The sequence below is a fragment of the Ottowia oryzae genome, from assembly GCF_003008535.1.
GTDB lineage: Bacteria > Pseudomonadota > Gammaproteobacteria > Burkholderiales > Burkholderiaceae_C > Ottowia > Ottowia oryzae.
The window spans coordinates 1826551-1839002 of the sequence record NZ_CP027666.1; the positions used below are offsets into that span (position 1 = coordinate 1826551).

The 12452-nt window shown below is 65.3% G+C and carries 11 protein-coding genes; 6 read left to right on the plus strand and 5 right to left on the minus strand.

What is annotated here, in order from left to right; all coding sequences use genetic code 11:
- Window positions 1-14 precede the first annotated feature (14 nt).
- From C6570_RS08500 to C6570_RS08515, 4 genes are all read left to right on the plus strand, one after another.
- Window positions 15-989 carry an HpcH/HpaI aldolase/citrate lyase family protein gene (locus C6570_RS08500; protein ID WP_211297666.1) on the plus strand — a complete coding sequence of 325 codons (975 nt, stop codon included), beginning with the start codon at window positions 15-17 and terminating at the stop codon, window positions 987-989.
- Window positions 990-1042: 53 nt separating this feature from the next.
- The gene (locus C6570_RS08505) at window positions 1043-1648 is read left to right on the plus strand and encodes a hypothetical protein (RefSeq protein ID WP_106704599.1); all 606 of its coding nucleotides are present in this window, start codon (window positions 1043-1045) and stop codon (window positions 1646-1648) included.
- Between the two features lie 104 nt (window positions 1649-1752).
- On the plus strand, window positions 1753-4344 hold the full coding sequence (gene acnB / locus C6570_RS08510) for a bifunctional aconitate hydratase 2/2-methylisocitrate dehydratase (RefSeq protein WP_106702820.1): 2592 nt from the start codon (window positions 1753-1755) through the stop codon (window positions 4342-4344).
- Window positions 4345-4722: 378 nt separating this feature from the next.
- Window positions 4723-5757 (plus strand): PfkB family carbohydrate kinase, encoded by a 1035-nt coding sequence (locus tag C6570_RS08515; RefSeq protein WP_106702821.1) that lies wholly within the window; start codon window positions 4723-4725, stop codon window positions 5755-5757.
- A 188-nt stretch (window positions 5758-5945) separates the two neighbouring features.
- Here the strand turns inward: C6570_RS08515 and C6570_RS08520 are convergent, their stop codons facing one another.
- The 5 genes from C6570_RS08520 to C6570_RS08535 form a co-directional block, all read right to left on the minus strand.
- On the minus strand, window positions 5946-6701 hold the full coding sequence (locus C6570_RS08520) for a GntR family transcriptional regulator (RefSeq protein WP_106704600.1): 756 nt from the start codon (window positions 6699-6701) through the stop codon (window positions 5946-5948).
- A 14-nt stretch (window positions 6702-6715) separates the two neighbouring features.
- On the minus strand, window positions 6716-8482 hold the full coding sequence (locus tag C6570_RS08525) for a PhoH family protein (RefSeq protein ID WP_106702822.1): 1767 nt from the start codon (window positions 8480-8482) through the stop codon (window positions 6716-6718).
- A gap of 12 nt (window positions 8483-8494) precedes the next feature.
- Window positions 8495-8629 carry a hypothetical protein gene (locus tag C6570_RS18490; protein ID WP_281260867.1) on the minus strand — a complete coding sequence of 45 codons (135 nt, stop codon included), beginning with the start codon at window positions 8627-8629 and terminating at the stop codon, window positions 8495-8497.
- 59 nt (window positions 8630-8688) lie between these two features.
- Complete coding sequence (locus C6570_RS08530) at window positions 8689-9165, minus strand: peroxiredoxin (RefSeq protein WP_106702823.1); 477 nt, start codon at window positions 9163-9165, stop codon at window positions 8689-8691.
- 123 nt (window positions 9166-9288) lie between these two features.
- A complete protein-coding gene (locus tag C6570_RS08535) occupies window positions 9289-9681 on the minus strand; it encodes an Mth938-like domain-containing protein (protein ID WP_106702824.1) in 393 nt (130 codons plus the stop codon).
- A 95-nt stretch (window positions 9682-9776) separates the two neighbouring features.
- On the opposite strand from C6570_RS08535, the gene C6570_RS08540 reads away from it, so the two are divergent.
- Window positions 9777-11051, plus strand: a complete 1275-nt coding sequence (locus tag C6570_RS08540) for a pyridoxal phosphate-dependent aminotransferase (protein WP_106702825.1) — start codon at window positions 9777-9779, stop codon at window positions 11049-11051.
- Window positions 11052-11095: 44 nt separating this feature from the next.
- Window positions 11096-12421 (plus strand): homoserine dehydrogenase, encoded by a 1326-nt coding sequence (locus C6570_RS08545; protein ID WP_106702826.1) that lies wholly within the window; start codon window positions 11096-11098, stop codon window positions 12419-12421.
- Window positions 12422-12452 lie beyond the last annotated feature (31 nt).

Genomic DNA, 12452 nt, shown 5'->3' on the forward strand with positions numbered 1-12452 from the left:
CTTCACTGCAGCCCATGGCTCATCCGCGTGACGTCCTTCTCGGCGCCCAGGCCAGCACCGGCCTGCTGCCGGTGTGCGACCACTACAGTGGCGTGGAGGCGCGCATGCGCAAGAGCCTGCAGCTGCAGGCCGAGATGACGCAAGAGTTCGGCACCTGCGTGTTCGACGTCACACTCGACTGCGAGGACGGCGCCCCCGTGGGGGCCGAAGCCGAGCATGCGCAATTGGTGACCGAGCTGGTGCGCGGTGCCGCGCCCGAGGCGCGGGTGGGCGTTCGCGTGCATCCCGTGGATCACCCCGCTTTTGAAGCCGACGTGGCTCAGATCGTGGGTAAGGTAGGCCATCGGCTGACGCACGTGATGATCCCCAAGGTGGAATCTGTCGCGGATGTCCAGCGCGCCGAGGCCGCCGTTCTGGCGGCGTACCCGCAGGGCATGCCGCTGCAGGTGTTGATTGAATCGCCGGGCGCGGTGCACCGTGCATTTGATATTGCAGCCCACCCCCGCGTGCAATCGCTCAGCTTTGGTCTGATGGATTTCGTCTCCGCGCACGCTGGCGCCATTCCCGCCGAGGGCATGGGCGTGGCAGGTCAGTTTGCGCACCCCTTGGTCGTTCGCGCCAAGCTGGACATTGCCTCCGCCGCCCATGCGTCAGGCAAGGTGCCCTCGCATTGCGTGGTGACGGAGTTCAACGATGTGGACGCCATGCGTGCTGCGGCCCGCCGGGCGGCACGCGAATTTGGCTACACACGCATGTGGAGCATCCACCCCAGCCAGATTCGGCCCATCCTCGACGCATTTGCGCCTGAAGAGAAAGATGTGCAACAAGCGGTCGAGATTCTGACGGCCGCCGAGCGCCAGGACTGGGCGCCCATCAGCCACGCTGGCCAGCTGCACGATCGCGCCAGCTATCGCCATTACTGGCAAGTGCTGGAGCGTGCGCATGCCACAGGGCGGGCACTTCCGGCGGAAGCAATGGCCTGGTTTTGACGCATCGCCATGGCATCATCCCGCTCTTGTTTTTGTTCAACGGAAGTTTTCCCATGAAGCATATTGCGCTTTCCATCGTTGCGGCTGCTGTACTGGTCCTGCCTCTGGGCGCGGCGCAGGCTCAAACGAACACCACGAGCACCACCGCCAAGAAGCCTGCTGCAACCGCCAAGAAAGCCCCGGAGAAGAAGGCCACGGCTGCTAAAAAATCCACTGCCAAGAAGGCCGCTGGCAAGCGCGTGCCTGCCAAGACCGTGAAGGCCGTGGAGTCGAACACGCCGGTGGAATCCTTGTCCACCCGCCTGACCGACGCAGAACTGGCGATCGCACAGCGCGTGCATACCGGCCGCATCCAGTGCGAGCTGGGCGCCGACATCACCGTGACGGCCGATGAGAAAAACCCCGGGTTCTTCAACGTGAGCGCCGGCAAGCAGCGCTACTACATGCACCCCGTGGAAAGCCGCACCGGCGCCATCCGCCTGGAAGACGGCCGTGCCGAAGCCATGATGCTGCAGCTGGGCAATAAGTCGATGGTGCTGAACCAGAAACTGGGCCAACGCGTGGCCGACGACTGCCAGACCGCCGAACAGAAACAGTTCGCCGCCCAACTTGAAAGCTCCGGCGGCCCTGGCCTGCTGGACGGCGCGCCGAAAAAGTAAGCCGCTGGATGGGCCTTGGCCACGGGCCGGCTTCCTACCGCGGTGACAGGGGCGAGGTGTCGCGAACCTCGCCCTGCAGATATTGAAACGCAGGAGAAAAAACGATGTTGCAAGCCTACCGTGCCCACGAAGCCGAACGCGCCGTCCTCGGCATCCCGCCGCTGCCGCTGGACGCCAAGCAGACAGCCGAGCTGATCGAGCTGATCAAGAACCCGCCTGCGGGCGAAGCAGACTTTCTGCTGAACCTGCTGACCTACCGCGTCCCACCCGGGGTGGACGATGCGGCCAAGGTGAAGGCCAGCTTCCTGGCCGCGGTGGCTCATGGCGACATCAAAGTCGATCTGATCTCCAAGACCAAGGCGACCGAGCTGCTGGGCACTATGGTGGGTGGCTACAACGTGCACCCGCTGATCGAGCTGCTGGACGACGCAGAAGTGGCGGGCGTGGCCGCCGACGCGCTGAAGAAGACGCTGTTGATGTTCGACTTCTTCAACGACGTGGCCGAGAAAGCCAAGGCCGGCAACGCCAAGGCCAAGGAAGTGATGGACAGCTGGGCCAAGGCCGAATGGTTCACCAGCCGCCCGAAAGTGGCTGAAAAAATCACCGTGACGGTGTTCAAGGTGCCAGGCGAAACCAACACCGACGATCTGTCGCCCGCGCCCGACGCCTGGAGCCGCCCCGACATCCCGCTGCACTACCTCGCGATGCTGAAGAACACCCGCCCTGACGCGGCCTTCAAGCCCGAGGAAGACGGCAAGCGCGGCCCGATGCAGTTCATCGACGACCTGAAGAAAAAAGGCCACCTGGTGGCCTACGTGGGTGACGTGGTGGGCACCGGATCGTCGCGCAAGTCCGCCACCAACAGCGTGATCTGGGCCACCGGCGCCGACATTCCCTTCGTGCCGAACAAGCGTTTCGGCGGCGTCACGCTGGGCGGCAAGATCGCGCCGATCTTCTTCAACACACAGGAAGACTCTGGCGCGCTGCCGATCGAGGTGGACGTGTCCAAGATGGCCATGGGCGACGTGATCGACATCTTCCCCTACGAGGGCAAGATCGAGAAAGACGGTGCCAGGATCGCCGACTTCGCGCTCAAGTCCGACGTGCTGCTGGACGAAGTGCGCGCCGGCGGCCGCATCAACCTGATCATCGGCCGCTCGCTGACCGCTAAGGCGCGCGAGGCGCTGGGTCTGCCCGCTTCGACCGTGTTCCGCCTGCCGCAGGCGCCCGAGGCTTCCAACGCCGGCTTCACGCTGGCGCAGAAGATGGTCGGCCGCGCCGTCGGCCTGCCGGAAGGGCAGGGCGTGCGCCCGGGCACCTACTGTGAGCCGCGCATGACCACGGTGGGTTCGCAGGACACCACCGGCCCCATGACCCGTGACGAGCTGAAGGACCTGGCCTGCCTGGGCTTCAGCGCCGACATGGTGATGCAATCGTTCTGCCACACGGCCGCCTATCCCAAGCCGGTCGACGTCAAGACGCACCGCGAGCTGCCCGCCTTCATCAGCAACCGCGGCGGCGTGGCCCTGCGCCCCGGCGATGGCGTGATCCACAGCTGGCTGAACCGCCTGCTGCTGCCCGACACGGTGGGCACCGGCGGTGACTCGCACACGCGCTTCCCGATCGGCATTTCCTTCCCCGCAGGCTCCGGCCTGGTGGCCTTCGGCGCCGCCACGGGCGTGATGCCGCTGGACATGCCCGAAAGCGTGCTGGTGCGCTTCAAGGGCGAGCTGCAGCCCGGCGTCACCCTGCGCGATCTGGTGCACGCCATTCCGCTGTACGCCATCAAGGCCGGCCTGCTCACGGTGGCCAAGGCCGGCAAGAAGAACATCTTCTCTGGCCGCATCCTTGAGATCGAAGGCCTGCCGGATCTGAAAGTGGAACAGGCGTTTGAGCTGTCCGACGCCTCGGCAGAGCGCTCGGCCGCTGGCTGCACGATCAAGCTCAATCCTGAGCCGATCAAGGAGTACCTGCAGTCCAACATTGTGTTGATGAAGAACATGATCGCCGACGGCTATGAGGACGAGAAAACGCTGCGCCGCCGCATCGACAAGGTCGAAGCCTGGTTGGCCAAGCCCGACCTGCTCGAAGCCGACAAGGACGCCGAATACGCCGCCGTGATCGAGATCGATCTGGCCGACATCCAAGAGCCCATCGTGTGCTGCCCCAACGACCCGGATGACGCCAAGTTCCTCTCGCAAGTGGCGGGCACCCCGATCGACGAAGCTTTCATCGGCTCGTGCATGACCAACATCGGGCACTTCCGCGCAGCGGCCAAGCTGCTGGGCGGCCAGCGCGACATTCCGGTCAAGCTTTGGGTGGCACCGCCCACCAAGATGGACCAGAACGAGCTGATCAAGGAAGGCCACTACGCCGCCTTCGGCACGGCCGGCGCACGCACCGAAATGCCGGGCTGCTCGCTGTGCATGGGCAACCAAGCGCAGGTGCGTGAGGGCGCCACGGTCATCTCGACGTCCACCCGCAACTTCCCCAACCGCCTGGGCAAGAACACCAACGTGTTCCTTGGCTCGGCCGAGTTGGCCGCCATCGCCTCGCGCCTGGGCAAGCTGCCCACCAAGGCCGAGTACCTGAAGGAAATGGGCGTGATCGACGCCGACAAGGCCAGCGTGTACCGCTACATGAACTTCGACCAGATCGACGAATACGCCGAAGTCGCCAAGACCGTGGCCGCCTGATCGCGGTTTCGTCCCGCTGTGTGATCTGGCTTTCTTGGGCCGATCACCAAGCCCGTCGACAGTTGTATGTCGGCGGGCTTTTTTTATGCCTAGAGCGCTGAGGCCATCTCCGTTTCTTGCGACGTCGGGTTCGTTGGGGCGGCAGTACATTTGCTGACCCAGCTTTCAGACGCGCCATGGTCGTGTGCGACCATCAAGCGCGGCATGAGTGCTCAAATTCGGTTCTGGCGCTTGCCAGAAGGGCGCTGGGTGCTACGAATCTGATAGCTTTGAGAGCTCTGGGGCCGGCATGCCTGTCGGACATTCGACCAGTTCGCCCTTGTCCGCCAGGCGACGGCGCCTGCACCTTTCGTCACGCACGTCGAATATCCTGTGCGCATGGTCGGACAGTCACCCAACCCGTCGCGCCTGTTTGTCGTGGGCAGCTTTGTGGAAGCCCATTGCTGGACGGTGGCGACGCGCCCACGCCCGGACGAAAGCCAGCTGGCGCACGGGTACGTGCGCGAGTGTGCCGGCAAGGGCCTGGCGGTGGCCGTGGGCGCGCACCGGCTGGGGGCAGCGGTGGACCTGCTGGTTGCGGCGGGCGCCGACGCGGCGGGCGATGGCTTGGTGGCCTTGCTGAAGCGCGAAGGGCTCAGCACAGCCCTCGTGCAGCGCTTAGGCGCAGTCTCTGGGCACGGGTGCGGGCTGATCGCCGCCGAGGGGGAAAGCACGGTGACGGTGTTTCAGGGCGCCAACGCCCTGCTGGGTGAGGCCGAGTTGCACGAAGCGGCTCCGCATCTGCGGCGGGCGGCGGTGGTCTATGCGCAGCTGGAGTCGCCGTTGGCCCTGGTGCGCTCGGCGCTTGAAATGGGGGGCAAGGCGGGCGCCGTGACCGTCCTGAACGCCTCCCCTTGGCCATCAGCGCAAGAGGGCGCTGCGGGCGAAGAAGACCTCGCGAACTGGGCGGCAACGCTGGCTGCTGCACGCATTCTGGTGGTGAACCGGGCAGAGGCCGCGCGCTGGCTGAGCGAGCTAGGCGTGGTCGATAGGCGCCTGGACGCACTGGCGCCGTCGACGCTGGCGGCGATTTGGCGCGCCTGGCCCGCCGGGGGATGGTTGGTCGTTACCCTGGGCGGGCACGGCTGCGTGGCGTACGGCCGCGACGGCGCTCGGTACCGAGAGCACGCGCATGCCGTGGCGCACCCGCACCCCATTGGGGCGGGCGACGGGTTCAGCGCCGGGCTGTGCCGTGCGCTGGCAGCGGATGGTGCCATGAGCGAGGCACTGCGCCTGGCCAATGCCTGCGGTGCGCTGGCGGCGGGACGGGCCGGAATCATCTCGGGGCTGCCGCGTTGGGCAGAGGTGCAACGGCTGCTGGTGGCGGATGCGCCGCCTGGCGATGGCGGCTCAGCCGACGCTGGCCTGGAGTAACGCCAGCGGGCACTGGCCCAGGTTCCGCGAGGAGGGGTCTACATGGCCGACACCATTCAGGTGCACGTTCATCAAAAATGATAGCTGCCAGCGCAGGCTGCACCTGCGCTGGCGGCAGAAATGGCTTGAAACTCAGCCCCCCTACAACTCGGTGGAGCGCCGAGCCGCTGGCGGCCAACGGCTGGGGCTCAGCCCGCCAGCCGCACGCGGTACGCGTAGGCGTCGCCGCGGAACGTGCCTTCGACGTACTCGACCATGCGGCCTTCAACGTCCTGGCTGCGCCGTTTGATCAGCAGGCACGGCATGGGCGTATCGAACCCAAACGCTTCCATCTCGGCGGGGGTGCTCATGATGGCTTCGATGCTTTGCTCGGCCTCGCCCATGTGAATGCCGCAGTGCTCGCGCAGCCAGGCGTAGGCGGAGCCTTCGCCGCTCCAGTCTTCCAGCTGCGGCGCCAGGGTCAGGTCGTACCAGGCCAACTCGCGCGACATCGGGGCGCCATTGCCCAGGCGCAGGCGCCGCACATGCAGCAGCGGGGCGTGGGATGGGCGGCCGAAGATGCTGGCGATGGTGCGGTCGTGCACCACTTCCAGCGCGAGCAGGCGTGTGGAGGGCTCCATGCCCAGCTCGCGCATTTCCTCGGTGAAGCCTTTGAGGCGCGACATTTCCGGGCTGACGCGCGGGGCGCGCTTGACCATGGTGCCACCGCGCCCGGCGCTGCTGGCGATCACGTCGGCCTCGCGCAGGGCGTCATAGGCGCGCTTCACGGTGGTGCGGCTGACGTTGAGCGCTTCGGCCAGGTCGCGCTCGGACGGCAGGTAGCTGCCTTCGCCCAGCGTGCCGCTGTCGATCAGCGCCTGCAACTGGCGCTGCAGTTGCACGTAATACGGGCCGGGTTGCGCGTCGGACAGCTGAATGCCGGCCTGGATCGCGGTGGTGAACATCTTGTCAGGCACGGTCAAAGCACCTCGCTGGCGAAATCCGCCAGTCGCGAGCGTTCGCCGCGCGCCAGCGTGATGTGTCCGCCGTGCGGCCAGCCCTTGAAGCGGTCGACAGCGTAGGTCAGCCCGCTGGAGCCTTCGGTCAGGTACGGCGTGTCGATCTGCGCCAAGTTGCCCATGCAGATGATCTTGGTGCCAGGGCCGGCGCGCGTGATCAGCGTCTTCATCTGCTTGGGCGTCAGGTTTTGCGCCTCGTCGATGATGATCCACTTGTTCAGGAACGTGCGGCCGCGCATAAAGTTCATGCTCTTGATCTTGATGCGGCTGCGGATCAGCTCGTTGGTGGCCGCGCGGCCCCATTCGCCTGCGCCGCCGGCGTCGCCCTTGGCCAGAAATTCGAGGTTGTCGTCCAGCGCGCCCATCCACGGGCCCATCTTTTCTTCTTCGGTGCCGGGCAGAAAGCCGATGTCTTCGCCCACGCTGACGGTGGCGCGGGTCATGATGATCTCGGTGTAGCGGCGGTCATCCAGCACCTGCGTCAGGCCGGAGGCCAGCGCCAGAAGTGTTTTGCCTGTGCCGGCTGTGCCCGCCAGGGTGACGAAATCCACCTCCGGGTCCATCAGCACATTCAGTGCGAAGTTCTGCTCGCGGTTGCGTGCGGTCACGCCCCACACGCCGTTCTTCAGGTGCGTGAAGTCTTTCAGCGTCTTCAGCACGGCGGTTTTGTCACGGATCTCAGTGACGCGGGCGTACAGGCTGGGCTCGCCGGGCGACTCGAAGTACACGAATTCGTTAATTTGCAGCTGCGGCACGATCGGGCCGCTGATGCGGTAGTACGTGTGGCTGCCGGACTGCCAGCTTTCCACCGTCTTGCTCTGGCGCGTCCAGAAATCGGGCGGCAGCTGCAGCGTGCCGGGGTAGAGCAGGTCGCCGTCTTCCAGCGTTTTGTCGCTCTCGTAGTCCTCGGCGGCCAACCCCAGCGCGCGCGCCTTGACGCGCATGTTGATGTCCTTGGACACCAACACCACTTCACGGTGGCCGGGGTCTTTGGCTGCGTCTTCCTTCGCGTGCAGCTTTTGCAGCGCTGCCACCACGCCCAGGATCTGGTTGTCGGCCTTGCCTTGCGGCAGTGCCGCCGGCATGGTCACGTCGAGCGGTGCGGTCTGAAAGTACAGCTTGCCCGTCGCTTCGCTGTGGCCGGTGGAATCAAGCGCCAGGCCGTGAACCATGTCGGCACCCTTGACGCCCGCCAGCGCATCCAGCAATCGGCTGGTCTGGCGGCCGTTGCGGGCGACCTCGGTCATGCCTTTCTTGTGGCCGTCCAGCTCTTCCAAAACGATCATCGGCAAGTAGATGTCGTGCTCTTCGAAGCGGAACAGCGCCACCGGGTCGTGCAGCAGCACGTTGGTGTCCAGCACGAACAGGCGCTTGGGCCCGCTGGCCTTGGCTTTTCGCGTGCGTTGTGCCGGCGCGGCAGGCAGGCGCGGCGCGGCGGTGGTGGCTGGTTGGGCGCGCAACAACGCGGGTTTGCTCACAGGGCGGGCCGGCTCGGCCGGCTTGCGCGCGCGCGTCGCAGGGCTGCTGCGGCGTGGGGCATTGCCGGCGGCGCGCGCGGGTGCAGTGTTGACCTTGACGGGGCGTGCCGAAGCATCGGCGGGTTGGTGTTCGAGCTCGTTCTCCGCCGTCGCTGTCACCGGGCCCCGCGTGCGCCGCCCGGCGGTCGAGTCAACAGCTTCGTGCGCCAAGCGGGCGCCGCGCTTCGTGGGAGGAGGAGGCAAGGGCATGGACTTGGATGCTCAGATGACGCGGGAAGCCCGCAGGGTGCAGGGGCGCGCGCAGGCAGCGGAGCGCGGCGCCAATGAAAAAGCCGCCAAGGTAGCCAAGGCGGCTTCGATCAGATAGCTCGTCGGAAGGACGTACTGCAACAGCATGTCGGGCCATTATGCACGACGAGTTGGAAGCCGCGTTGCGGGCTTCCCGATCAATGCGCTTACGCGGCTTTCTTGAGAACTTTGACAGCTTTCAGCACTTCTTCCACGTGGCCGGGCACCTTCAGGCCGCGCCATTCCTGCACCAGGATGCCGTCGGCGTTGACGAGGAAAGTGCTGCGCTCGATGCCCTTGACCTTCTTGCCGTACATGATCTTGTTCTTGACCACGCCGAACATGTGGCACATCTTCTCTTCGGTGTCGGCGATCAGCTCGAAGGGCAGCTCAAGCTTGGCCTTGAAGTCGTCGTGCGACTTCATGTTGTCTCGGCTCACGCCGAAAACCACGGCGCCGGCTTTCACGAAATCCTTGTACTTGTCGCGAAACTGCATCGCTTCGGTGGTGCAGCCTGGAGTGTTATCTTTTGGGTAAAAATACAGAACCAGTGCTTGGCCGATGTGAGAAGTATTGGTAACCTTGACGTCGCCGGTGGCAATCGCTTCGAATTCGGGCAGGGGTTTATTGACAACGATCGCCATGTGAACTTCAATCTCCGGACGGTTTCTGATAGGCTGCTTGGCACATCTGTAGCGCACGGGTTTTCCCACGCCGCGCAAGCTACGCCGCGTTGAAGCCGTCGGCAACAGTTACCAGCCGCTATTTTATCCGATTGCGCGGTCGCTGTCCTGTTCGACCAGAATGGCCGCCACCACGCGCCGCCCTTCTCCTGCCAGTATGTTGTACGTCCTGCAGGCTGCCGCGGTATCCATCGTTTCCAGTCCAATGCGTGCCTCGACCAGCGCACGAATCCACGGCGGTCGCGGAAATCGCATCCGCTCACCGCTGCCGAAGATCACCAGTTCAGGCTTGAGCGACGCCAGCTGGTCAAAGTGGCCGGCGTCCAGCGCCTCGAACCGGTCGGCGTGCCAGTCGCGCCGCTCGCCCGTGGTGCCGTCCAGGATGAGGCTATGGCGGATGCGCTCACCCCCCACGGCGACCCAACCGGGGCCATAGCCGGTGATGGCGGAACCAAAGACGTCAGGCTGAAATTTCATGCGGAACCCGTGAAGCGCAGCACCGGCGCAGTGCATGGCGAATGTGTTCCAATTCTAGGTTTTCCTGGCGAGCCATTGCCTTCCAAGGTGTTTCCATGAAGCCGATCCCCAAGTCCGACAAGTTGGCCCACGTTCTGTACGACGTTCGCGGACCGATCGTGGACGCGGCCAAGCAAATGGAAGACGAAGGCCAGAAGATCATCAAGCTGAACATCGGCAACATGGCGCCGTTTGGCTTCGATCCGCCCGAAGAAGTCACGCAGGACATGATCCGCAACCTGCCGGATTCGGCGGGTTACTCGGACAGCAAAGGCATCTTCGCCGCGCGCAAGGCGGTGATGCACTACACGCAGCAGCAGGGCATCGCTGGCGTGACGCTGGACGATATCTACCTGGGCAACGGCGCCAGCGAACTGATCCAGATGGCGACCAACGCCTTGCTCAATGATGGTGACGAGCTGCTGGTGCCCGCCCCCGACTACCCCTTGTGGACGGCCGTGTCCAGCCTGGCGGGTGGCAACCCCGTGCACTACCTGTGCGACGAGGCCAATGGCTGGCTGCCTGACCTGGCGGACACGCGCGCCAAGATCACGCCGCGCACGCGGGCGATTGTGGTCATCAACCCCAACAACCCCACCGGCGTGCTGTACCCGAATGAGGTGCTGCTGGGCATCATCGCCATCGCGCGCGAGCACGGCCTGGTCTTGCTGGTGGACGAGGTGTACGACAAGGTGCTGTACGACGACGTGAAGCACACCGCCATGGCCAGCCTGTCGACAGACGTGCTCACGCTCACCTTCAACTCGCTGTCCAAGGCGTACCGTTCTTGCGGTTTTCGCGCCGGGTGGATGGTGGTGTCAGGCCCCAAGGCCGATGCGCGCGACTACATCGAAGGCCTGAACATGCTGGCCAACCTGAAGCTGGGCTCCAACGTGCCCGGCCAATGGGCGATTCAGACGGCGCTGGGCGGCTACCAGAGCATCAACGATCTGGTTAAGGAGGGCGGGCGCCTGCGCCGGCAGCGCGATCTGGCGTACGAGCTGATCACCGCGATTCCCGGCGTCACCTGCGTCAAGCCGCACGCGGCGCTGTACATGTTCCCGCGGCTCGACCCGAACATGTATCCCATCGCCGACGACCGCCAGTTCTTCATGGAAGTGCTGCGCGCCACGCGCGTGATGCTGGTGCAGGGCTCGGGCTTCAACTACCCCGACCACCAGCACTTTCGCATCGTCTTCCTGCCCCATGAGGGCGACCTGCGCGAGGCGATCAGCCGCCTGGCGAAGTTCCTTGAGCAGTACCGCGCGCGCCACGCCAAGGCGGCCGCCGTGGTTGATATTGCTACCAAAAAAGAAGCTGCCCGCGCTTGATGGGCGGGCGCTAGAAGCATTTTTTGAATAGAACCTTAGAAGCCATGAAACCGATTCAAGTGGGCCTGTTGGGCATCGGCACCGTGGGCAGCGGCACGTACAACGTGCTGACCCGCAACCAGGAAGAAATCCAGCGCCGCGCTGGCCGCGGCATTGAAGTGACGATGGTCGCCGACCTGGATACCGAGCGCGCCCGCCAGGTGGTGGGCCCGCAGGTCAAGGTCGTGGCCGATGCCCGCGAGGTGATTGCCAACCCCGACATCGACGTGGTGGTCGAGCTGATCGGCGGCTACGGCGTGGCCAAGACGCTGGTGCTGGAGGCCATTGCCGCCGGCAAGCACGTGGTGACGGCCAACAAGGCGCTGCTGGCCGTGCACGGCAGCGAGATCTTCAAGGCGGCGGACGACAAGGGCGTGATCGTGGCGTTTGAAGCCGCGGTGGCCGGCGGCATCCCCATCATCAAGGCGCTGCGCGAAGGGCTGACGGCCAACCGCATCCAGTGGATCGCCGGCATCATCAACGGCACCACCAACTTCATCCTGTCCGAGATGCGCGAGCGTGGCCTGGACTTCGACGTCGTCCTCAAAGAAGCGCAGCGCCTGGGCTACGCCGAGGCCGACCCCACCTTCGACATCGAAGGTGTGGACGCCGCGCACAAGGCCACGCTGATGAGCGCCATCGCCTTCGGCATTCCGGTGCAGTTCGACAAGGCGTACGTGGAAGGCATCACCAAGCTGGCCGCCACCGACATCAAATACGCCGAGCAGCTGGGCTACCGCATCAAGCTGCTGGGCATCACCAAGCGCCGCGAAGGCGAGGGCGTGGAGCTGCGCGTGCACCCCACGCTGGTGCCCGCCAAGCGGCTGATCGCCAACGTCGAAGGCCCGATGAACGCGGTGGTTGTGAACGGCGACGCCGTGGGCACCACGCTGTACTACGGCAAGGGCGCGGGCAGCGAGCCGACGGCCAGCGCGGTGATTGCCGACCTGGTCGACGTCACCCGACTGGCCACCAGCGAGGCGCATCACCGCGTGCCGCACCTGGCCTTCCGCCAGGGGCAGATGCACGACATGGGCGTGCTGCCGATGGACGACGTGGTCACCGGCTATTACCTGCGCCTGCGCGTGGCCGACGAGGCCGGCGTGCTGGCGCGCGTGGCCACCACGCTGGCCGACGCCGGCATCAGCGTAGACGCGCTGCTGCAGCGCGAAGCCGACGAAGTGGGCGGCGAAGGCAGCACGCAAACCGACCTGATCATCCTCACGCACGACGCGCGCGAAGGCGCAATGAACGCGGCGCAGGCCAAGCTGCAGGCGCTGCCGAGCGTGCTGGCGCCGATCGTGCGCATCCGCAAGGAAGAGCTGAACTGAGGCCGCGCCATGCGCGGGCAGCGGGTGTGAC